The following is a 21,105-nucleotide window of genomic DNA, read 5'->3' as shown; positions in this document are numbered from 1 at the left end:
TCTGCTGATTTTACTATCTTTTCCAAGAGAAACAAAAATATACATCTTTCTCAACGCAGAAAATCATATATTGGCATTGTATAATGTTAACATAGCCAAAAATAACCGTCAACGTTTTTTTGATTTTATGATATAATATCCTTTTTTCTTTTCTACAACTTCGACTTCAGAAAATACTTCTTCTAGTTTCTTTAGCGCAGATGGTGCACCTTGTTTCTTTTGAATAACAATCCACAACTCCCCACCTGGAACTAAATGTTCTACAGCTTTTTCTAAAATCTCATGCACGATATCTTTACCTGCACGAATTGGAGGATTAGATAGAATAGCAGCATACATACCATCTACATTTTCATAGACGCTACTTTGAAAAATGTGCACATTTCCAATTCTATTGTTAGCGGCATTTTCTTTCGCAAGCTCAAGTGCCCTTTCATTCACATCCACCATGTGAACTTTACGGTCTTGAAACTCTTTCGCCAACGATAAACCAATTGGTCCATATCCACAACCTACGTCTAATATGTCACCTTTAATATCTGGCACTTGAAACGCTTCAATTAAAAGACGAGAACCAAAGTCCACTTCGTTTTTCGAGAACACCCCACGGTCAGATAAGAAAGTAAATTGAGATCCACGAAGCGTAAATTCCCATCGCTTACGATCACTTTTACTAGAAGGGTCGTTAGAAAAATAATGGTCTGCCATATGGCCACCTCTTTTCTTTACAGTTAAAAAAAAAGCTCGCATGAGAGCGAGCTTTTTTTAAAGCATCAAAAGTTAATTACTTAACTTCTACAGCAGCGCCAACTTCTTCAAGTTTAGCTTTGATTTCTTCAGCTTCTTCTTTAGCAGCAGCTTCTTTGATTACTTTTGGAGTGTTGTCAACTAATTCTTTAGCTTCTTTTAAGCCAAGACCAGTGATTTCACGAACAACTTTGATAACTTTGATTTTTTGTGCACCAGCGCTAGTTAGTTCCACATCAAATTCAGTTTTCTCAGCAGCAGCTTCTCCAGCGCCACCAGCTACAGCTACAGGAGCAGCAGCAGTTACGCCGAATTCTTCCTCGATAGCTTTTACTAAGTCGTTAAGTTCTAATACAGTCATAGATTTAACTGCTTCAATGATTTGTTCTTTAGTCATTGTAAATATCCTCCCTTAAATAGGTTTGTATTGTTTTATCGATAATACGTAATTATCTTTTAAAAAATTAAGCGCCTTGCTCTTCCTTTTGGTCTGCAACTGCTTTAGTAGCAAGTGCAAGGTTACGGATTGGAGCTTGAAGAACGCTAAGAAGCATAGAAAGTAAGCCTTCACGTGATGGAAGAGTAGCGATAGCTTTAACCTCATCAAGTGTTACAAGTTTACCTTCGATTACGCCTGCTTTAATTTCTAAAGCTTCATGATCTTTAGCGAAGTCGTTTAATACTTTCGCAGGAGCAACTACATCCTCGTTACTGAACGCGATTGCGTTTGGTCCTGTTAAGAATTCATTTAACTCAGCCATTTCAGCAGATTCTGCAGCACGACGAGTTAGAGAGTTTTTGTAAACTTTGAACTCAACGCCAGCTTCACGTAATTGCTTACGTAATTCTGTTGCTTCAGAAACTGTTAAACCACGGTAGTCAACAACGATTGTAGATTTACTAGCGCGAAGTTTGTCCGCGATTTCAGTTACAACTTGTTGTTTAGTTTCGATTACTTTGCTCATGTTATTACACCTCCTGTAGATTATATAGAAGATGTACCGAAAGTGCACTAAAAACCTCCATGCCCAACTTGTAGACATGGAGGCATATAGTCACAGAAAAAAATTCCGCTTCGTATATTAACACCTAGGTAGGAAATTAAGTCTATTGACACCTACTGTCTACGGTACACTAATTAAATTCACAACATAAATGATTATATTAAAACTTCTTTATGAAGTCAACTTCCAAAATTTACGCTAATGTAGAAACGTCTACACGTACGCCAGGTCCCATTGTAGAAGCAACTGTTACGTTCTTCATGTAAGTACCTTTTGCAGCAGCTGGCTTAACTTTTTGTAAAGTGTCAGCGATTGTTCTGAAGTTTTCTACTAATTTAGCATCTTCGAAAGATACTTTACCGATTGGAACGTGGATGTTACCAGCTTTATCAACGCGGTATTCAACTTTACCAGCTTTGATTTCGTTAACAGCTTTAGTTACATCGAAAGTAACTGTTCCAGTTTTAGGGTTTGGCATTAAACCTTTAGGTCCTAATACGCGACCAAGTTTACCAACTTCACCCATCATGTCAGGAGTTGCTACTACTACATCGAAATCAAACCAACCTTGTTGGATTTTACCGATGTAATCAGCATCGCCTACGAAGTCAGCTCCAGCAGCTTCAGCTTCTTTAGCTTTTTCACCTTTAGCGAATACTAATACACGTTGTACTTTACCAGTACCGTGTGGAAGAACAACTGCACCACGGATTTGTTGGTCAGCTTTCTTAGGGTCAACACCTAAACGGAATGCAGCTTCTACAGTTGCATCAAATTTAGCTGTGTTTGTTTTCTTTACTAATTCTACTGCTTCTGTTGCAGAGTAAGCAGCTGCACGATCAACAAGCTTTGCAGCTTCTACGTACTTTTTACCTCTTTTAGCCATTTTTATTTCCTCCTCGAATGTGGTTTTAGCGGAATAACCTCCCACGTTTACGCTTATTTTCAGGTATAACCTGAGGATGCGCGCCATCCATTTATTTAAAAACGATAATCATTTACGATAATAAAGGTTGCGAATTGGAATTCCAGACCCGCAACCTTTTTTAAAAAACAAATCGAATTAGTCTTCGATAACGATGCCCATACTGCGTGCAGTACCTTCAACCATACGCATTGCAGCTTCTACGCTAGCAGCGTTTAGGTCAGGCATTTTAGTTTCAGCGATTTCGCGTACTTTATCACGCTTAACAGTTGCCACTTTATTACGGTTTGGTTCACCAGAACCAGACTCAATACCAGCTACTTTCTTAAGAAGAACAGCAGCAGGAGGAGTTTTAGTAATGAAAGTGAATGAACGGTCCTCAAATACCGTAATTTCAACAGGGATGATAAGACCAGCTTGATCTGCTGTACGAGCGTTAAACTCTTTACAGAAGCCCATGATGTTAACACCTGCTTGTCCTAATGCTGGACCAACTGGTGGAGCTGGGTTAGCTTTACCTGCAGGAATTTGAAGTTTTACCATTTTAATTACCTTTTTAGCCACGAGACACACCTCCTTAAGTCCGTGATGTGGTCAATTGGACAGTGATTTGCCCTCCCACGTCATATTTTATCTGTAAGGATAAAATCTTTCAAAAAACGTCTCCGATAACGAAGACGTACTGACTTAAAAGATATTATCACTTTTTACAATTCATTTCAAGTTTCATTTTATAATTTTTCAATTTGATGGAAGTCAAGTTCAACTGGAGTCTCGCGACCAAACATGTCCACAAGTACGCTAACCTTCTTCTTCTCCACATCAATTTCTTCGATAGCACCTGTATAATCTGCGAATGGTCCCTCATTTACACGTACTGTCTCATGAAGTTCAAAGTCGAAATCAACCACTTCGTTGTCCATTCCCATATGTTTCATAATGGTAACAACTTCCTCTTCTAATAGAGGTGATGGTTTAGATCCAGAACCAGAAGAGCCAACGAACCCAGTTACACCCGGCGTGTTACGTACAACATACCAAGAGTCATCAGTCATGATTAATTCTACTAATACATAACCTGGGAACACTTTTCTTTTCATTAATTTTTCTTTACCGTTTTTCATTTCTACTTCTACTTCTTCCGGGACAACAACACGGAAAATTTTATCTTGCATACCCATTGATTCTACACGTTTCTCTAGGTTTGCTTTTACTTTATTTTCATATCCAGAATAAGTATGGACAACATACCAACTTTTTTCCATTCATTTAGGACGAGCGTCCTTCCCTCCCTGACGTACATTTTTTTGCGCAAATGAAAAAACCCGTTCACCGGGCTTTTACACAGTTCTTATAAATAACATTATATCATGGATAAGTGCTTCTTATTCAAGAATTAACCAAGAATTAACCGAATTAAAGAAGAAATGCCCATATCAACTACTGCGAAGAAAATCGCAAAGAAGACAACTGTAGCGATAACAGTCGCTGTTGAACGGAGTAATTCATCTTTTTTAGGCCAACTTACTTTTTTCATTTCGCGACCTACATCGCCGAAAAAGTTCGTTAAACGCATCTACGGGACCTCCAGTGTATTATTTCAATTATTTATTTTGTTTCCTTGTGAACTGTATGCTGATTGCATGTTTTACAAAATTTCTTTATTTCAAGTCGCTCTACTGAGCTCGTATCTTTCATCGTAGAGTAGTTTCGATTTTTACACTCTTCACATGAGAGTACAACTTTTTTCCTCATTAGTTACACCAACCTTGTAACATTATGTCCCTAAAAATGTATCATACAATAAAAGACAATGTCAATGACATGCCTTTTGTACTCGCTACAAAAAGAAAACAGGTGATTTTTTACACCTGTAGCTCTTGTTATTAATTTGAAGTGGTACTCTCTCTCATTTCCATATATCGTTCCAATTTCCGCTTCACTCTCTGTAAAGCGTTATCAATAGATTTCACATGTCTATTTAACTGTTCCGAAATCTCTTGATAAGAACGACCGTCTAGATATAAAGAAAGCACTTTTCTTTCTAAATCGCTTAATAATTCAGATATTTTAGATTCTATGTCGGTATATTCTTCCTGACTTATAATCATTTCTTCAGGATCAGTTACCTTCGCTTCCGAAATAACATCTAATAATGTCCGATCAGATTCCTCGTCATAAATCGGTTTATCTAAAGACACATATGAATTTAACGGAATATGTTTTTGCCTGGTTGCTGTTTTAATAGCGGTAATAATTTGTCGAGTGATACACAGTTCAGCAAATGCTTTGAATGAAGACAGCTTGTCCTCTTTATAATCACGAATCGCTTTAAACAATCCAATCATACCTTCTTGAACAATATCTTCTCGATCGGCACCCACTAAGAAATAAGATCTCGATTTCGCGCGAACAAAGTTCTTATATTTGTGAATCAAATATTCTAGAGCGTCAGTATTACCTTTTCGAACTAACTCAACGATTGCCTCATCTTCTAAATCACGAAATGTAACGTCGCCTACACTTACGAAGCCTGCTTCCACCTTGATCCCTCCGACCGCTATTTATTTAGAAATATTATACAGTAAAAAGACAAAGAGCGTCAATGCTTCAACGCTCTCCTCTTCTTAATTTTTCTAACTTTTCTGTAATATCTTTACTAAATATCTTTCGCATAGCAGGTTGCTTTTCTTTTGTGTCTTGTGTACGCCTTCTTACTTGTTGCTCCATCGCTTGTACTTCCAACTCTAATTCCCGCGCAGATTTCCGGAGCGCACCTTGAGCAAATATAACCCATTGTTCCGTATAATCAGAAGTCGCAACATATATTTGCGTATTTATATTTCTAAGCTCAATTGCAAGTTGTTCTATCTTTTCATCTGCAGTTTGATTCTTCCTCGTGAATATAACTTCCACACGTGATTGTTTCATCTTTTTTTCAATACCGTGGACTGTATAAGCATCAAAAACGATCATTACCTTTGTACCTGTGTAACCTTGGTAATCCGCCATCTTATCAATCAGTGCATCTCTTGATGATTGCAAATCTACATCCCGTAGTTTCTTCAAGTCTCCCCAAGCTCCAATAATGTTGTAACCGTCAACGATTAAAATATCGTTCATTTTTTATTTACCAATTTCGTTACGTTTACGATATACCTCATACATTAACAAACTTGCAGCCACTGAAGCATTTAAGGATGTAACTTTACCAACCATCGGTAAAGTAATTAAGAAATCACATTTTTCACCAATAATACGACTCATACCTTTTCCTTCACTTCCAATTACTAATCCAATTGGCATTTTACCATCTAAATTACGGTAATCCGTTTTCCCTTTTGCATCTGTACCAGCAATCCAAAGTCCACGTTCTTTTAATTCATCGATTGTACGAGATAAATTCGTTACGCGTGCAACAGGAATATATTCAATCGCCCCAGTAGATGCTTTTGCAACTGATGCTGTAAGTCCCACAGCTCTTCTTTTCGGAATTATAATTCCATGAGCTCCTGTTGCATCTGCAGTACGCATAATAGAACCTAGGTTATGCGGATCTTCAATTTCATCTAAAATTAAGAAGAACGGATCCTCATTACGCTTCTCGGCTACTTTGAATAGATCTTCTAGCTCAGCATATTGATATGCGGCCACTTGAGCAATTACACCTTGGTGGTTCCCCTCAACTAATTGATCTAACTTCTTTTTTGGTGCATGTTGTAAAATAATCTTATTTTCTTTCGCTAGTGCTAGTACAATTTGTACTTGTCCTTTGGCAGCACCTTCTGCGATCCAAATTTTATTAATATCTCTCCCTGATCGTAACGCTTCAATTACAGGGTTACGTCCGATAATATATTCACTACTCATGATGATGTGCCCCCTTCCTTTTCTTCTAAAACAGCAATTGCCTTATATACAATTTCGTCTAATCTTTCACGATTATTTAATAAGTGATGATAGCCAATCAGTGCTTCAAAGGCTGTACTATGTCGATATGTTTGTACATCCGTATTTTTCGGAACAGTACCTGAATTTGCATTACGCCCTCTTCTTAGTACCGCTTCCTCTTCCTCAGTTAAAAATGCTGTCTCTAATAAATGATAAACAACTTTCGCCTGTGCTTTTGCCGAAACAAAGCTTGTCCCTAATCGATGCAACTGATTAGGACGAACTTTTCCTTTTTGAAGTAGGTGATAGCGGATATATTGTTCATATACCGCATCACCCATATACGCTAACGCTAAGCTGTTTAATTGCTTTGCATCAATCATTCTTATCCTCTTTTCCATCTTGTACCTTGAGCGGTATCTTCTAAAATAATATTACGATCTTTTAAATCATCGCGAATTTGATCTGATAATGCAAAATCACGATTTTTACGAGCTTCAATACGTTTTTGAATAAGCGCCTCAATTTCTTCATCTAGTAACTCTTCTTGCGCTAATTCTAATCCTAAAATATCAAATAATGTTTCAAGTTGTTTTACGTATGCTTCAATTACCACTGTAGATGTATGTTCTTCGAGTAAATATTGATTTGCATGATTTGCTACATTATATAACTCAGTAATTGCATTAGCAGTATTGAAGTCATCATTCATTGCTTCCTCAAATGCAGTTTGGAATTTTTCCAGGTCAGCTAACCATTTCTCATTATGATCTGTTAAATCCGTACTACTTTCCATGCGGTGTTTTAAATTACCGTAAGCTGTTTTAATTCTTTCCAGTCCGTTATTTGTGCTTTGTAATAACTCTTCACTGAAATTAATTGGGTGACGATAATGTACTGATAGCATAAAGAATCTAATTAACTGCGGATCATATTGCTTAATGATATCGTGAACTAAAATGAAGTTCCCAAGTGACTTAGACATTTTCTCATTATTAATATTAATATATCCATTGTGCATCCAATAACGTGCAAATGTTTTTCCTGTTAATGCCTCAGACTGCGCGATTTCATTCTCATGATGAGGAAATGCCAAGTCTTGACCACCAGCGTGAATATCAATTGTGTCCCCTAAGTATTTACGTGCCATTGCCGAGCACTCGATATGCCAGCCTGGGCGACCTTGACCCCAAGGGCTTTCCCAGAAGATTTCTCCTTCTTTCGCAGCTTTCCATAATGCAAAATCAAGAGGGTCTTGTTTCTTTTCTCCTACTTCAATACGCGCACCGTGACGTAAGTCCGCGATCGGTTGATGTGATAACTTACCGTACCCTTCGAATTCCTTCGTTCTAAAGTACACATCCCCTTCTGATTCATATGCATATCCTTTATTCACAAGTTCTTGAATAAATTCAATAATGATATCCATATTTTCTGTTACACGCGGATGAACTGTTGCATGTTTGCAACCTAGTGCCGTTACATCTTCAAAATATGCTTCCACGAAACGGTCCGCAATTGTCGGCACATCTTCACCTAACTCATTTGCTGCTTTAATTAATTTATCATCTACGTCAGTAAAGTTAGATACATACTGCACATCGTACCCTTTATATTCTAAATAACGGCGCACCGTATCAAATACCATAGGTGGTCTTGCATTCCCAATGTGAATATAGTTATAAACTGTAGGCCCGCATACATACATCTTTACCTTATTTTCTTCTAATGGAGTAAACTCTTCCTTTTGACGTGTTAACGTATTATAAATGTGAATAGTCATTTTTATCCTTCCTTTCTACCTTTACTTCAAGTTGTTTTTTCAATTTATCAAGTTCTACTTCCATGACCTTTAATTTATCAAAAATTGGGTCTGGAAGGTCGGAATGATTCAATTCTTGACCGATCTTTACGCCATTTTGAATAACGACTCGGCCAGGTATACCTACAACTGTAGAATGTGCAGGGACTTCTTTTAATACGACAGAACCTGCTCCAATTTTAGAATTCTCTCCAACTGTAATAGAACCCAGTACTTTAGCACCTGTTGCAATTAATACATTATCCTGAATTGTAGGGTGCCTCTTTCCCTTTTCTTTACCCGTACCACCTAATGTAACTCCTTGATAGATCGTTACATTATCACCAATTTCGCACGTTTCTCCAATTACAACCCCCATTCCATGGTCAATGAAAAAACGACGACCAATTGTTGCTCCTGGATGAATCTCAATGCCAGTAAAGAAACGACTAACTTGTGAGATCCAACGTGCAATAAAGAAGAAATTCTTTTTATAAAAAGCATGTGCAATTCGATGGGCCCAAACTGCATGTAATCCAGAGTAAGTCAAAATGACTTCGAAATAACTTCTTGCCGCTGGATCCTGTTCAAAAACGACTTCAATATCTTCCCGAAGCCTCTTAAACATCGACGTTCCCTCCCCTTTATGGGCTGCTTTTTCGAGTGAACTAACTCCCTACTTATCCCCCTAAATCTTTATACACGTGGATAAAACTTATACTCATACCCAATTTTACGGTATAAAAAAAGACGCCTCTGTCATATTGACAGAGACGCCTTATAAGCGCGGTTCCACTCTGTTTAGGCTAAAAAAAGCCTCAAACTCATCTCTGATAACGGTGTACACCGCTTCTGCTTACTTTACGTCCTAAGACGTTTCGCAAAACAATTTGCTGTTCAGCAGAAGACTCGAAGGGGCATTTCAAAAATCCGCTTATAAACCACTTCCAGCCTAAGGTGGTTCTCTCTGTAAAAAGCCTGATTTTCTACTTCTCCTTCTCGTCGCTTTTCCTTATTAGGTTTTAAGTATACTTATTATATTTCTAAACCTAGAAAATGTTAACCAATTACTTTTTGAAGACGATTTAAAACTTTTTCTTTTCCAAGAAGTGCAATAGCATTAGGAAGCTCTGGACCGTGTGTTTGACCAGTAGTTGCAACACGGATTGGCATAAATAGGTTTTTACCTTTATGACCTGTTTCCTTTTGAACTGCTTTAATAGCCGCCTTAATTGCTGCCGGTTCCATAGCTTCTAGTGCTTCTACTTGACCAGCAAATGCACGAAGTACTTCTGGTACTTGTTCACCTTTTAATACTTCTTGTCCTTCTTCTTCATAATCAACATGATCTTTGAAGAACATTTCAGAAAGCTCTACAATTTCAGCTCCAAAGCTCATTTGTTCATGATATAACGCAATTACATCACGAATCCAAGCTTGTTCTTGTTCACTTAAAGTTTCACCTATACGTCCAGCTTTCACTAAATGCGGTAAGCTTAATTCTACCACCGTATCTAAATCTTGCTTTTTCATATATTGGTTGTTCATCCATTTTAGTTTTTGAGAATCAAATAATGCAGGTGATTTTGATAAACGAGCTGCATCGAACATTTTGATAAACTCTTCTTGAGAGAAGATTTCTTCTTCTCCTACTGGCGACCAACCTAGTAGTGCAATAAAGTTAAAGATTGCTTCTGGAAGATATCCAAGCTCTTTATATTGCTCAATAAATTGAATAATAGATTCATCACGCTTACTTAATTTTTTACGGCTTTCATTTACAATTAAAGTCATATGACCGAATTGAGGAATATCCCAACCGAAAGCTTCATAAATCATCATTTGTTTTGGCGTGTTTGAAATATGGTCATCACCACGAAGTACGTGTGTAATTTCCATTAAGTGATCATCTACTGCTACTGCAAAGTTATAAGTTGGAATCCCATCTTTTTTCACGATAACGAAATCACCGAAATCATTTGAATGGAATGCAACTTCATCTTTTACAATATCTTTAAATGTGTAATCACGGTCAGCTGGTACACGGAAACGAATACTTGGAATACGTCCCTCAGCTTCAAATTCTTTCACTTGCGCTTCAGTTAAATCACGGTGGTTACCTGCGTAACGAGGTGTTTCACCACGAGCAATTTGCCCTTCGCGTTCTGCTTCTAGCTCTTCTTCTGTCATATAACATTTGTAAGCTAAACCACGCTCTAATAAATCTTCATATAACTTTTTATAAATATCTAAACGCTCTGTTTGACGATATGGTCCAAATTCACCACCAACATCAACACCTTCATCCCAGTCCATACCGAGCCATTTCAAGTATTTTAATTGGCTTTCTTCTCCACCAGCAACATTACGTTTTACATCAGTATCTTCAATACGAATAATAAACTTACCATCTTGATGACGAGCAAATAAATAATTAAATAATGCCGTACGCGCATTTCCGATATGTAAGTGTCCTGTTGGACTTGGCGCATAGCGCACTCTCACTTGCTTTTCCATAATTGGTACACCTTCCATTCTTAATGTCAACACATTCTATAATTGTACACCAAAAAAATGTGATTATCCATCTTACGAATTAAAAACCATTATTTTTTCTGTAATAAAACAACTGCTTGAGAAGCAATTCCTTCTTCTCTACCTGTAAATCCTAATTTTTCTGTTGTTGTTGCCTTTACATTGATATTATCGATAGACGTTTCTAATAGCTCACTAATGCGTTTGCGCATACTTTCAATATGTGGTGCCATTTTTGGCTTTTGAGCAATAATTGTACAATCTAAATTCCCTAATTCATAACCTTGTTCACGCACAAATTCCCAAACCTTTTGCAATAATACAGCCGAATCAGCATCTTTAAAGGCGGGATCTGTATCAGGGAAATGTTTTCCGATATCTCCTGCTGCAATTGCACCTAAACACGCGTCCGCGATCGTATGTAACAATACATCTGCATCAGAGTGACCGATTAATCCTTTCTCATGTGGAATTGTAATTCCGCCAATAATTAACGGTCTACCTTCCGCGAATTCATGCACATCAAAACCTTGTCCAATTCGAAACATTTTTTACATCCTCCTCGAGCTAAACTACTGAGCTTTATGATTCTATATTATATCGCTATCCTTATAAAGAAAAGCCCGGCCTTTGCCGAGCTTCTCTTCGCTATAATCATTGCTATCATTTCTTTTGAACGTGAAGAAAACTTTCAGCAATTAGTAAATCCTCTGGGGTCGTCACTTTAATATTATAGTAACTCCCCTCTACTACACCTACTTGCTTCCCGATACGTTCTACGAGACTTGCATCATCTGTACCAAGGAAACAACTCTGCTTCGCACTTCTATGAGCTTCTAACAAAAGAGAAACAGAGAACCCTTGCGGTGTTTGAACAGCTTTAAGTTGAGATCTTTCTACCGTTTCGACAACAACACCCTGCTCTACTTTCTTAACAGTATCTTTCACTGGCACCGCACAAATGGAAGCTCCATATTTTTCTGCTGCAGTTAATACATCTTGGATCACTTTATTCGTTACGAACGGGCGCGCACCGTCATGTACAAGAACATACTCAACATCACTCGTATGCTGAATCGCATTATATACACTATCTTGTCTTTCAGCTCCACCTTGAATAAATTGTACTGGCTTTGCAACCGGATACTTTTGCATTAACTCTTCAAAATACGGACGCTCTTCTTCGTTAATTGCCATAATAATATTTTTACATGCTTTATCCTGTTCGAAAGCACGTAACGTATGCACAATAATCGGTACTTCATTAATAAGTAAGAACAACTTATTTTTGCCAGCACCCATCCGCTTTCCTTGACCAGCTGCTGGAATAATTAATGTATACATATTAATAATCCTCTACTTATAATGCTTTTTCTAATAATTTACGTTTGGCAAAAATCATGCGCCCAGCCGACGTTTGTAACACACTCGTAACGAGTACATCGAGTTGTGAGCCTACATATTCTCTACCATCTTCTACTACAATCATCGTGCCGTCATCTAAATATGCTACACCTTGATTTTGTTCTTTTCCATCTTTTACAACATAAACACTTAATTCTTCACCTGGGAGTACAACAGGTTTAATTGCATTAGCTAAATCATTAATGTTTAACACCGTTACCCCTTGTAATTCAGAGACTTTGTTTAAGTTGAAGTCATTCGTTACTACCGTTCCACCAGTGATTTTTGCCAACTTTACAAGTTTGCTATCCACTTCCTGAATATCATCGAAATCGCCTTCATAAATTTCTACCGGGATCGGCATCTCTTTTTGAATACGATTTAAAATATCTAATCCTCTGCGACCACGATTACGTTTTAAAGCATCAGAAGAATCGGCAATGTGCTGAAGTTCTTCTAACACGAATTGCGGAATGACAATTGTTCCTTCTAAAAACTTTGTTTGGCAAATATCAGCAATACGTCCATCGATAATTACACTTGTATCGAGAATTTTCCAATGCGCTAAAGATTCTTCTACCTCATTTTCTGGTTCTTCATTCTCACTATTATTATTTTTCTTCTTCCCACGTTGTGGTAATGTAAATAATCCTAGCAATTCATTCCTCTTTTTAAACCCTACTTGGAATCCTAAATATCCTAGTAAAAGAGTAAAGAACACTTGCAACACTGTACTAATAACTGGAATTGTAAATTCACGAATTGGTATTAAAATTAAATACGCAACAATAAGCCCAGAGATTAAACCTAATGTACCAAACAAAACATCTGCTACAGGCGCTTTTACAAGAGCCTCTTCAATATGCTTAATAAGTTGAACAATATAATCTACAAGCCAAAATGTTGTTAAAAATAAAATAATTGCACCAATAATTGCACGAACATACGATCCTTCCAATAAAGGAACGGCACCGATGTCTAATACATTAATAACTTTTGGGATTAAGTAAATCCCTAACGCTCCCCCGATTACTAAAAAGAAGAGCTGTACAATCCGTTTTAACATCCAACCACCTCCTACTCATTATTAACCATTGTTTCGCTAATCAAAACGCCGAATGCAAAAGCGGACGTGTTTTTTTATAAATAGTTTTATTTACCAATATATCATATCATATACCAAAAATGTTCTAGTGTCGTTATATTATGGAATCAATGTAATATTCTTAATTGTGTCTACTCATATAGAGATGCTCTTGAATTCTTTTTAGGCCTTCTCGTATTTTCTTCGCCCTGACTTCTCCAATTCCTTCCACATCATCTAATTCATTAATAGTTGCACGACAAACACCTTGCAAAGTTTTAAATCGATTAATTAAATTTTCAATGATAAGTGGTGGAACACGCGAAATTTTGCTTGTGATTCGGTATCCTCTCGGCGTCACACTTTCTTCTAAACTCGTTTGTCCTGGGTATCCAAGCAATTTAACTAAATCACTGTCCTCTAGAAGTTGTGTATTCGCAAGTTCTTGTAACTTTTTCAAAATTTGATGATGGTCTTGTGTTTTTTCTTGATAGTAATCTTTAATTAATAGCGCTGCCTCTGCTTCTAAGTCGGCTAATAGTTCCGTAAGTTGTAAACGAATTAACCTACCTTCTGTTCCCAATTCATGAATATAGCTCAATATTTCATTTTTAATACGTAGTACCATTTCAACACTATGTAAAACATGGACTACCTCGGACATTGTAACAACCTCTTCAAATTCTAGAATGCCCAAATTCGTAATCCCATCATTCCATACAGCCTTATATTTTTCTAACGTTTGGATAGCTTGATTCGCCTTTGTTAAAATAACGCCTATATCTTTTAGTGTATAACGTAAATTCCCTTGATATAGCGTAATTACGTTACGTCTTTGTGAAATAGCCACAACAAGGCTGCCTGTCTGCTTTGCTACACGCTCCGCCGTTCGGTGGCGCATACCTGTCTCAATAGAGTCAATAGATGACTCTGGAACTAACTGTGCGTTCGAAATCAAAATTTTACTTCCCGTTTCATTTAAAATAAGTGCCCCATCCATTTTTGCTAATTCATATAAACTAGCTGGAGAGAATGCACAATTAATATGAAAACCTCCATCAACAATACTTTTAATCTGCTCATTATATCCAAGAACAATTAATCCCCCTGTTTGTGCGCGAAGTACATTATCTATCCCTTCGCGCAGTGGTGTTCCCGGGGCCACAAGTTGTAAAATATTAATCATACTTTTGACACGTTGCTTGTTTTCTTCCATAGCCTAGCCTCCTAATGTCAAACGAAGTGCTTCTCCTAAATTAGATACACCAACTACCTCAATCCCATCTGGAATTGTCCATCCTCCCAAATTTTTTCTAGGAATAATAGCGCGTTGAAATCCTAATTTAGCTGCTTCTTGTACACGTTGTTCAATTCTTGATACTCTTCTTATTTCTCCAGTTAATCCTACTTCTCCTATTACTGCATCGGTTGGTGCCGTAGATTTATCTCTAAAACTTGAAGCTATACTTAAAGCGACAGCTAAATCAATTGCTGGTTCATCTAACTTCAAACCACCTGCTACTTTTAAATATGCATCCTGATTTTGCAATAATAAGCCTGTTCTTTTTTCTAGCACTGCCATAATAAGCGATACACGGTTATGATCAATTCCCGTTGCCATTCTTCGAGGGTTTCCAAAACTAGTAGGGGAAATTAATGCTTGTATTTCTACTAAAACTGGTCTTGTTCCTTCCATTGAGGCGACCACTGTTGATCCTGCAACCCCAACTGGTCTTTCCTCAAGAAAAATTTCAGAAGGGTTTAATACTTCTGCAAGGCCAAGCTCTTTCATTTCAAAAATACCCATTTCATTCGTAGAACCAAAACGATTCTTTACTGCTCGCAAAATGCGGTATGTATGATGACGGTCCCCTTCAAAGTAAAGAACTGCATCGACCATATGTTCTAACATACGAGGTCCTGCAATCGCTCCCTCTTTTGTCACATGTCCAACGATAAAAATAGGGATTCCTTTCGTTTTTGCAAGTTTCATTAATTCCGCTGTACATTCACGAACTTGTGCCACACTTCCCGGTGCTGATGTTACTTCAGGTAGATGTATTGTTTGAATAGAATCAATAACAACAAAGGCTGGATTCACCTCTTCAATATGTGTTGCAATTCGCTGTAAGTCCGTCTCTGATACAACAAATAGATTACTACCATTTACATGTAAACGATCCGCACGCAGTTTAATCTGTTTTGCTGATTCTTCACCCGATATATATAGGACATCATATGAAGAATCCGCTAATTGTGATGATATTTGTAATAGTAACGTTGATTTTCCAATCCCAGGGTCTCCACCAATCAGTACTAAGGATCCATCTACAATCCCGCCACCAAGTACACGGTTAAATTCTTGAAATTTTGTTTCAATACGCGCCTCAGACTTTGTTTCCACTTCTGTTAGACGTCTTGGTTTTGTTACTTCTGTTTGAATTGCATTCGCATAATTAAGGCGCCTTGATGATACAACCGGTTCCATCTCTTCAACAAGCGTATTCCATTGACCACATCCAGGGCATTTCCCCATATATTTTGGTGACTGATACCCACACTCTTGACATGTGAATTTTGTTTTCTTTTTAGCCATATCGTTTTATATCTCACTTCACTTTCATCTATAAACAATTTATCCTTATCGTACAAGAAAGAGGGCTATCTCGTAGCCCTCTTAGTTTGTCTATACTTATTTTACCTTTTCAGCACTATGAATGACAAATGATTCTCCTTCAACATCAAAGATAACTTTTTGTCCTTTCTCAATAGCACCTTTTAAAAGTTCTTCCGATAGTCTATCTTCTACATGTTTCTGAATTGCTCTACGAAGCGGACGAGCACCGTACTCTCGGTCAAACCCTTTATCAGCAATAGCCGAAATCGCTCCTTCTGTTAAATGCAATTCAATTTCTTGCTCTTTTAAGCGATTTACTAACTGATTTACCATAAGTGTTACAATCTCTTGAATATGTTTTTTCTCAAGCATATGGAACACGATAATTTCATCAATACGGTTTAAGAATTCTGGACGGAATGCCTTTTTCAGTTCATCCATTACTTTACCTTTCATATCTGAATAATCGCGGCTCTCATCTTGTACGTTAAATCCAAGATGTTTATTACGTTTTAACGCTTCTGCACCAACGTTAGATGTCATAATAACAATTGTATTACGGAAATCAACTGTACGCCCTTTAGAATCTGTTAAGCGACCATCTTCTAATACTTGTAGTAAAATGTTAAACACATCAGGATGAGCTTTCTCTACTTCATCTAATAAGACAACTGAATATGGCTTACGGCGAACCTTTTCTGTTAATTGTCCACCTTCTTCATATCCAACATATCCTGGAGGAGATCCAACTAAACGAGAAGTAGAATGCTTCTCCATGTACTCAGACATATCGATGCGAATCATTGCATCCTCATCACCGAACATAGATTCTGCCAACGCTCTTGCTAGCTCCGTTTTACCTACACCTGTTGGTCCTAAGAAAATAAATGAACCAATCGGACGTTTCGGATCTTTCAAGCCTGCTCTAGCACGACGAACAGCTTTCGCTACAGCTACTACCGCTTCATCTTGACCAATAACACGATCGTGAAGAATCGATTCTAAGTTTAATAATTTATCAGTCTCTGTTTGTGCAAGCTTAGAAACCGGGATACGAGTCCACGTAGAAACAACATTTGCAATATCTTCTACTGTCACTTCTGAGTTTTCTTTTCCTTGTTGCTCTTTCCATTGACGCTTCGTATCTTCTAACTTCTCACGTAAACGTTGTTCCATATCACGTAAGGAAGCAGCTTTTTCAAACTCTTGACTTTGTACAGCTGCATCTTTTTCTTTTCTGATTTCCTCAAGCTTCACTTCAAGCTCTTTTAGATTTGGTGGTGTTGTATAAGAGCGTAAGCGAACCTTTGAAGCAGCTTCATCAATTAAATCAATTGCTTTATCTGGTAAGAAACGATCTGTAATATAACGATCTGAAAGCTTTACAGCTGCATCAATTGCATCATCTGTAATAGATACGCGGTGATGTGCCTCATAACGATCGCGTAAACCTTTCAAAATTTGAGTTGATTCATCTAAACTTGGCTCATCAACGTGAATTGGTTGGAAACGTCTCTCTAAAGCTGCGTCTTTTTCAATATATTTGCGATATTCATCTAACGTTGTCGCTCCAATACATTGTAACTCTCCACGAGCTAAAGATGGTTTTAAAATATTCGATGCGTCAATAGCACCTTCTGCGCCACCTGCACCAATTAATGTATGAAGTTCATCAATAAATAGAATGATATTTCCTGCTTGGCGGATTTCATCCATTACTTTCTTCAAACGGTCTTCAAATTCACCACGGTATTTCGTTCCGGCTACCACTGTACCCATGTCTAGTGTCATAACACGCTTATCTCTTAAAGTTTCAGGAACTTCATTATTTACGATTTGTTGTGCTAATCCTTCTGCAATTGCCGTTTTACCTACACCAGGCTCCCCAATTAATACAGGATTGTTTTTTGTTCTACGGCTTAAAACTTCAATTACACGTTGAATTTCTTTACCACGTCCAATAACAGGGTCTAAACGATTTTCACGTGCAACAACTGTTAAATCACGTGCTAAGCTATCAAGTGTTGGTGTATTTGCATTTGTTGAAGAACCACCTTGATGACCTGAACTTGCTTCATTACTTCCAAGAAGTTGCAATACTTGTTGTCTTGCCTTATTTAAGCTAACACCTAAGTTATTTAAAACACGTGCTGCTACCCCTTCACCCTCGCGGATTAAACCAAGTAAAATATGTTCTGTTCCAACGTAAGAATGACCTAATTTACGAGCTTCATCCATAGACAGCTCAATAACCTTTTTAGCACGCGGTGTATAATGTACGGTTTGAGAAGCTTCTGTTCCGCGTCCGATTAACGCTTCTACTTCTTTTTGAACTTTCTCCGGGCTTAATCCAAGAGCAATCAACGCTTTTGCTGCAATTCCTTCACCTTCGCGTACAAGCCCAAGTAAAATATGTTCTGTTCCAATATTGTTATGCCCAATACGAATCGCTTCCTCTTGAGATAAAGCTAATACTTTCTGTGCTCTTTCTGTAAATCTTCCAAACATCATAGAAATCGCCTCCTACTTGCGCTTAGTTTTTTTCAATACGTAATCGCTCACGGATTAAGGTTGCTCTTCGATAATCTCTTTCTTCTGGCCCTAAAGGTCCTCCCGCATATTGTTGTAAAATGCCTGGTTGTGTAAGAACCATTAGCTCAGTCAAAATATTTCTCGATATACCTTTTATATATCCTAAATCAATACCAAGTCGTAAATCTGATAAGCAATTGGCTGCTTCCGCAGATTGAATTAAACGACTGTTGGCTAGTATGCCATAAGAGCGATAAACTTTATCTTCAAGCTCAATACTTGAATTTTGTACAATTAATTCTCTAGCCATCTTTTCTTGCTGTATGATTTGTTGAATGACACTCTTTAAATCTGCAATAATATCTTCTTCAGATTTTCCTAGCGTCATTTGGTTTGACACTTGAAATATATTACCTAACGCTTCGCTACCTTCACCGTATATTCCTCTTACTACTAACCCTAATTTTTGAATTACTTGTATAATACGGCTAATTCTTTTCGTTAAAACGAGCCCTGGTAAATGAATCATTACGGAAGCCCTAAGTCCTGTACCAACGTTAGTAGGGCAGCTCGTAATATATCCAAGTGATTCATCAAAAGCATATTCAACCTCTTTCTCAATCCAATTATCTATTTGATTGGCACTTTGAAGGGCCTCTGATAACTGCAATCCTGAAAATAAGCACTGAATCCGAATATGGTCTTCTTCATTCAGCATAACACTAATATGTTCGTTTTCTGACAATAGACACGCTCCATATTCTGTTCCTGCAAGGTTGGGACTAATTAAATGCTTTTCAACTAATACTCTCCTTTGAAGAGGCGTTAATTCATTCATTTTTAATAGTTCAAACTCTCCAAAAGGTTCTACTGTTTTATTTATAAATTCCTTTTTAAATAATTCTTGAATCTGTTTAGCTTCTTCTTCGTTTTGCATAGTAGAGAATTGATATTTTTTAAAATTACGAGCCAAACGAATTCGACTACTTAAAACAATATCAGAATCAGGGCCATCTCCCTTCATCCATGGACTAATCGCTTCATTCATAATTTTGTCCAGTGACATAGAACTATTCCCCCTCTCTATGCTCACTAAGCTGAGTTTCAAGATTTCTAATTTTATCCCTTACTCCAGCAGCTTTCTCAAATTCCTCTTTCTGTACGTATTGTTTCAGAATGAGTTTTAGTTCATCTAATTCTTTCTTTAAGTGAATATTTCCTTCTATACGCTTCGGAATTTTTCCACAATGATCTGTATGCCCGCCGTGAAGACGTTTTAATAACGGCTTTAAATGTTCCTTAAATGTATCGTAACAAGAAGCACATCCAAAGCGTCCTACCTTTGTAAGCTGCTCATATGTCATTTTACAATTTGGACATCTTAATATATTTGTGTTCGAAAATCCGCTTTTTTCTTCTTCAAACATTGTTGATTCACCGTGTAATAACCCAGCAAATAAATCATGGAATGAAAAGTTAGACTGCGATGATTGAAAGAAAGACGTATAGCCACTTTGTTCTGCACATTGCTCACAAAGATGAACTTCCGCCTTCTTTTCGTTAATTACTTTTGTATAATGTAAAGTTGCTGGTCTTATATTACAGTTTTGACAAGTCATCACTATCCCCACCTTTACAACAGGAACGATCTATCTCATAGTACTTTTCATACATTACTAGACTGTTCACTTTCCTTTATTCGTTTACATAAAAGTGCGTGTTCTTTTTTCAAAACTCCTACAATATTTAACTGCCTTATCTTTTAGTTATTATTCTTTTACAAAAGCTGTATTTATTTATATTTCAGTGTTCTTAACATTGCGCATAATATTCGAGCCCTAAGTTCATCTCGAGAAGGAACATCCATTGATAATACAGAACGATCTAGTACGCTTAACATAAGTTTAGCTTCACGATTCGTTATGATTCCCTCTTCTATTAAACGTATAATCATACTCTCTGCATTTCCTTGCGCAACGCTATGATCAATCATATGAAGCATTTGATCAATAATGTCTATATCGTCATGCAGTTTGACTTTTATAATGCGAATGTAACCTCCTCCACCACGTTTACTTTCTACTACAAATCCTCTTTCTAACGTAAAACGGGTATTGATTACATAATTGATTTGAGATGGTACGCACTCGAATCGATCCGCAATCTCATTTCTCTTGATTTCAATCACATTATTATTACTTAAGTCAATAACTTGCTTTAGATATTGCTCAATGATATCAGATATATTTCTCATTTATCCGCCACCTTTATTGACTTTGACTATCTTTGACTTTAATTATATACGTATTAATAAAATTTGCAACTCTTTTGCTTATTTACTATCCTAGCCACATTCCCCTGTATTTAATCAAAATAATAATGATTTAAATACATTTTTTATTACTATGGATTATAAAAGAAAACACGAAAAAACACGAGTCATTTGACTCGTGCTTAGTTGCTTGGCGACGTCCTACTCTCACAGGGACAAGGTCCCAACTACCATCGGCGCTAGAGAGCTTAACTTCCGTGTTCGGTATGGGAACGGGTGTGACCTCTCTGCCA

Annotated in this window: 24 protein-coding genes, 1 rRNA gene and 2 other annotated features; all 25 genes read right to left on the bottom strand. The window is 37.3% G+C overall.

Going from position 1 to position 21,105, the window contains the following annotated elements; all coding sequences use genetic code 11:
* Positions 1–108: 108 nt before the first annotated feature.
* A complete protein-coding gene (locus ACTFNE_RS26145) occupies positions 109–708 on the bottom strand; it encodes a class I SAM-dependent methyltransferase (protein WP_000763282.1) in 600 nt (199 codons plus the stop codon).
* A 76-nt stretch (positions 709–784) separates the two neighbouring features.
* Positions 785–1,144 (bottom strand): 50S ribosomal protein L7/L12, encoded by a 360-nt coding sequence (rplL, locus tag ACTFNE_RS26140; protein ID WP_000159736.1) that lies wholly within the window; start codon positions 1,142–1,144, stop codon positions 785–787.
* Between the two features lie 67 nt (positions 1,145–1,211).
* Positions 1,212–1,712, bottom strand: coding sequence for a 50S ribosomal protein L10 (gene rplJ, locus ACTFNE_RS26135; protein WP_000048716.1), 501 nt, complete (start codon positions 1,710–1,712; stop codon positions 1,212–1,214).
* Between the two features lie 39 nt (positions 1,713–1,751).
* Positions 1,752–1,895 (bottom strand) — a sequence feature (ribosomal protein L10 leader region).
* Positions 1,896–1,944: 49 nt separating this feature from the next.
* On the bottom strand, positions 1,945–2,637 hold the full coding sequence (gene rplA / locus ACTFNE_RS26130; protein WP_002020168.1) for a 50S ribosomal protein L1: 693 nt from the start codon (positions 2,635–2,637) through the stop codon (positions 1,945–1,947).
* 177 nt (positions 2,638–2,814) lie between these two features.
* Entirely contained in the window at positions 2,815–3,240 is a 426-nt protein-coding gene (gene rplK, locus ACTFNE_RS26125; RefSeq protein WP_001085872.1) for a 50S ribosomal protein L11, read from the bottom strand.
* Between the two features lie 167 nt (positions 3,241–3,407).
* Positions 3,408–3,941 (bottom strand): transcription termination/antitermination protein NusG, encoded by a 534-nt coding sequence (nusG, locus tag ACTFNE_RS26120; RefSeq protein WP_000415794.1) that lies wholly within the window; start codon positions 3,939–3,941, stop codon positions 3,408–3,410.
* Positions 3,942–4,072: 131 nt separating this feature from the next.
* The gene (gene secE, locus ACTFNE_RS26115) at positions 4,073–4,252 is read right to left on the bottom strand and encodes a preprotein translocase subunit SecE (RefSeq protein WP_001241321.1); all 180 of its coding nucleotides are present in this window, start codon (positions 4,250–4,252) and stop codon (positions 4,073–4,075) included.
* Between the two features lie 32 nt (positions 4,253–4,284).
* Positions 4,285–4,431, bottom strand: coding sequence for a 50S ribosomal protein L33 (gene rpmG / locus ACTFNE_RS26110; protein WP_002070160.1), 147 nt, complete (start codon positions 4,429–4,431; stop codon positions 4,285–4,287).
* Positions 4,432–4,562: 131 nt separating this feature from the next.
* Positions 4,563–5,219, bottom strand: a complete 657-nt coding sequence (locus ACTFNE_RS26105; RefSeq protein WP_000387199.1) for an RNA polymerase sporulation sigma factor SigH — start codon at positions 5,217–5,219, stop codon at positions 4,563–4,565.
* A gap of 67 nt (positions 5,220–5,286) precedes the next feature.
* On the bottom strand, positions 5,287–5,799 hold the full coding sequence (locus tag ACTFNE_RS26100; protein ID WP_000997883.1) for an NYN domain-containing protein: 513 nt from the start codon (positions 5,797–5,799) through the stop codon (positions 5,287–5,289).
* 3 nt (positions 5,800–5,802) lie between these two features.
* Positions 5,803–6,546 (bottom strand): 23S rRNA (guanosine(2251)-2'-O)-methyltransferase RlmB, encoded by a 744-nt coding sequence (rlmB, locus tag ACTFNE_RS26095; protein WP_000093759.1) that lies wholly within the window; start codon positions 6,544–6,546, stop codon positions 5,803–5,805.
* The gene (locus tag ACTFNE_RS26090; protein ID WP_000564261.1) at positions 6,543–6,950 is read right to left on the bottom strand and encodes a Mini-ribonuclease 3; all 408 of its coding nucleotides are present in this window, start codon (positions 6,948–6,950) and stop codon (positions 6,543–6,545) included. Before ACTFNE_RS26090 ends, rlmB begins: the two co-directional genes overlap by 4 nt.
* Before the next feature lie 2 nt (positions 6,951–6,952).
* Positions 6,953–8,350 (bottom strand): cysteine--tRNA ligase, encoded by a 1,398-nt coding sequence (cysS, locus tag ACTFNE_RS26085; protein ID WP_000152268.1) that lies wholly within the window; start codon positions 8,348–8,350, stop codon positions 6,953–6,955.
* Complete coding sequence (gene cysE, locus ACTFNE_RS26080) at positions 8,331–8,996, bottom strand: serine O-acetyltransferase (RefSeq protein WP_000476500.1); 666 nt, start codon at positions 8,994–8,996, stop codon at positions 8,331–8,333. The genes cysS and cysE overlap by 20 nt, the downstream gene beginning before the upstream one ends.
* 138 nt (positions 8,997–9,134) lie before the next feature.
* Positions 9,135–9,380: a binding site (T-box leader), on the bottom strand.
* Between the two features lie 47 nt (positions 9,381–9,427).
* Positions 9,428–10,885: a glutamate--tRNA ligase gene (gene gltX, locus ACTFNE_RS26075; RefSeq protein ID WP_000415154.1), complete on the bottom strand. Its 1,458-nt coding sequence runs from the start codon at positions 10,883–10,885 to the stop codon at positions 9,428–9,430.
* Positions 10,886–10,974: 89 nt separating this feature from the next.
* Positions 10,975–11,451, bottom strand: a complete 477-nt coding sequence (gene ispF, locus ACTFNE_RS26070; protein ID WP_000488386.1) for a 2-C-methyl-D-erythritol 2,4-cyclodiphosphate synthase — start codon at positions 11,449–11,451, stop codon at positions 10,975–10,977.
* A gap of 115 nt (positions 11,452–11,566) precedes the next feature.
* Positions 11,567–12,247: a 2-C-methyl-D-erythritol 4-phosphate cytidylyltransferase gene (gene ispD, locus ACTFNE_RS26065; protein ID WP_000288304.1), complete on the bottom strand. Its 681-nt coding sequence runs from the start codon at positions 12,245–12,247 to the stop codon at positions 11,567–11,569.
* Between the two features lie 16 nt (positions 12,248–12,263).
* Positions 12,264–13,373 (bottom strand): PIN/TRAM domain-containing protein, encoded by a 1,110-nt coding sequence (locus tag ACTFNE_RS26060; protein WP_000919684.1) that lies wholly within the window; start codon positions 13,371–13,373, stop codon positions 12,264–12,266.
* A 160-nt stretch (positions 13,374–13,533) separates the two neighbouring features.
* Complete coding sequence (gene disA, locus ACTFNE_RS26055) at positions 13,534–14,607, bottom strand: DNA integrity scanning diadenylate cyclase DisA (RefSeq protein WP_000392171.1); 1,074 nt, start codon at positions 14,605–14,607, stop codon at positions 13,534–13,536.
* Positions 14,608–14,610: 3 nt separating this feature from the next.
* Positions 14,611–15,987 carry a DNA repair protein RadA gene (gene radA / locus ACTFNE_RS26050; protein ID WP_001085212.1) on the bottom strand — a complete coding sequence of 459 codons (1,377 nt, stop codon included), beginning with the start codon at positions 15,985–15,987 and terminating at the stop codon, positions 14,611–14,613.
* A 96-nt stretch (positions 15,988–16,083) separates the two neighbouring features.
* Complete coding sequence (gene clpC / locus ACTFNE_RS26045; protein WP_000971179.1) at positions 16,084–18,519, bottom strand: ATP-dependent protease ATP-binding subunit ClpC; 2,436 nt, start codon at positions 18,517–18,519, stop codon at positions 16,084–16,086.
* 22 nt (positions 18,520–18,541) lie between these two features.
* Positions 18,542–19,606: a protein arginine kinase gene (locus tag ACTFNE_RS26040; RefSeq protein ID WP_000050825.1), complete on the bottom strand. Its 1,065-nt coding sequence runs from the start codon at positions 19,604–19,606 to the stop codon at positions 18,542–18,544.
* A gap of 4 nt (positions 19,607–19,610) precedes the next feature.
* Complete coding sequence (locus tag ACTFNE_RS26035) at positions 19,611–20,159, bottom strand: UvrB/UvrC motif-containing protein (protein WP_000128382.1); 549 nt, start codon at positions 20,157–20,159, stop codon at positions 19,611–19,613.
* Between the two features lie 173 nt (positions 20,160–20,332).
* Positions 20,333–20,794: a transcriptional regulator CtsR gene (gene ctsR, locus ACTFNE_RS26030; protein ID WP_001244563.1), complete on the bottom strand. Its 462-nt coding sequence runs from the start codon at positions 20,792–20,794 to the stop codon at positions 20,333–20,335.
* A gap of 206 nt (positions 20,795–21,000) precedes the next feature.
* Positions 21,001–21,105, bottom strand: a 5S ribosomal RNA gene (gene rrf / locus ACTFNE_RS26025); the annotation flags it as partial.

Origin of the sequence: Bacillus cereus group sp. MYBKT111-2 (assembly GCF_051915205.1) — a bacterium.
GTDB classification, from domain to species: Bacteria; Bacillota; Bacilli; order Bacillales; family Bacillaceae_G; genus Bacillus_A; species Bacillus_A paranthracis.
This window is presented reverse-complemented; position numbering and strand designations above follow the sequence as displayed.

Bases quoted from the DNA above. Each gene is read 5' to 3' on its own strand.
- clpC (WP_000971179.1), bottom strand. From the start codon at position 18,519: ATGATGTTTGGAAGATTTACAGAAAGAGCACAGAAAGTATTAGCTTTA.
- disA (WP_000392171.1), bottom strand. From the start codon at position 14,607: ATGGAAGAAAACAAGCAACGTGTCAAAAGTATGATTAATATTTTACAA.
- ACTFNE_RS26035 (WP_000128382.1), bottom strand. From the start codon at position 20,159: ATGACTTGTCAAAACTGTAATATAAGACCAGCAACTTTACATTATACA.
- rpmG (WP_002070160.1), bottom strand. From the start codon at position 4,431: ATGAGGAAAAAAGTTGTACTCTCATGTGAAGAGTGTAAAAATCGAAAC.
- rplA (WP_002020168.1), bottom strand. From the start codon at position 2,637: ATGGCTAAAAGAGGTAAAAAGTACGTAGAAGCTGCAAAGCTTGTTGAT.
- secE (WP_001241321.1), bottom strand. From the start codon at position 4,252: ATGCGTTTAACGAACTTTTTCGGCGATGTAGGTCGCGAAATGAAAAAA.
- rplJ (WP_000048716.1), bottom strand. From the start codon at position 1,712: ATGAGCAAAGTAATCGAAACTAAACAACAAGTTGTAACTGAAATCGCG.
- ACTFNE_RS26040 (WP_000050825.1), bottom strand. From the start codon at position 19,606: ATGTCACTGGACAAAATTATGAATGAAGCGATTAGTCCATGGATGAAG.
- cysE (WP_000476500.1), bottom strand. From the start codon at position 8,996: ATGTTTAAGAGGCTTCGGGAAGATATTGAAGTCGTTTTTGAACAGGAT.
- nusG (WP_000415794.1), bottom strand. From the start codon at position 3,941: ATGGAAAAAAGTTGGTATGTTGTCCATACTTATTCTGGATATGAAAAT.
- ACTFNE_RS26145 (WP_000763282.1), bottom strand. From the start codon at position 708: ATGGCAGACCATTATTTTTCTAACGACCCTTCTAGTAAAAGTGATCGT.
- gltX (WP_000415154.1), bottom strand. From the start codon at position 10,885: ATGGAAAAGCAAGTGAGAGTGCGCTATGCGCCAAGTCCAACAGGACAC.
- cysS (WP_000152268.1), bottom strand. From the start codon at position 8,350: ATGACTATTCACATTTATAATACGTTAACACGTCAAAAGGAAGAGTTT.
- ispD (WP_000288304.1), bottom strand. From the start codon at position 12,247: ATGTATACATTAATTATTCCAGCAGCTGGTCAAGGAAAGCGGATGGGT.
- ctsR (WP_001244563.1), bottom strand. From the start codon at position 20,794: ATGAGAAATATATCTGATATCATTGAGCAATATCTAAAGCAAGTTATT.
- ACTFNE_RS26090 (WP_000564261.1), bottom strand. From the start codon at position 6,950: ATGATTGATGCAAAGCAATTAAACAGCTTAGCGTTAGCGTATATGGGT.
- rplL (WP_000159736.1), bottom strand. From the start codon at position 1,144: ATGACTAAAGAACAAATCATTGAAGCAGTTAAATCTATGACTGTATTA.
- radA (WP_001085212.1), bottom strand. From the start codon at position 15,987: ATGGCTAAAAAGAAAACAAAATTCACATGTCAAGAGTGTGGGTATCAG.
- ispF (WP_000488386.1), bottom strand. From the start codon at position 11,451: ATGTTTCGAATTGGACAAGGTTTTGATGTGCATGAATTCGCGGAAGGT.
- ACTFNE_RS26100 (WP_000997883.1), bottom strand. From the start codon at position 5,799: ATGAACGATATTTTAATCGTTGACGGTTACAACATTATTGGAGCTTGG.
- ACTFNE_RS26060 (WP_000919684.1), bottom strand. From the start codon at position 13,373: ATGTTAAAACGGATTGTACAGCTCTTCTTTTTAGTAATCGGGGGAGCG.
- rlmB (WP_000093759.1), bottom strand. From the start codon at position 6,546: ATGAGTAGTGAATATATTATCGGACGTAACCCTGTAATTGAAGCGTTA.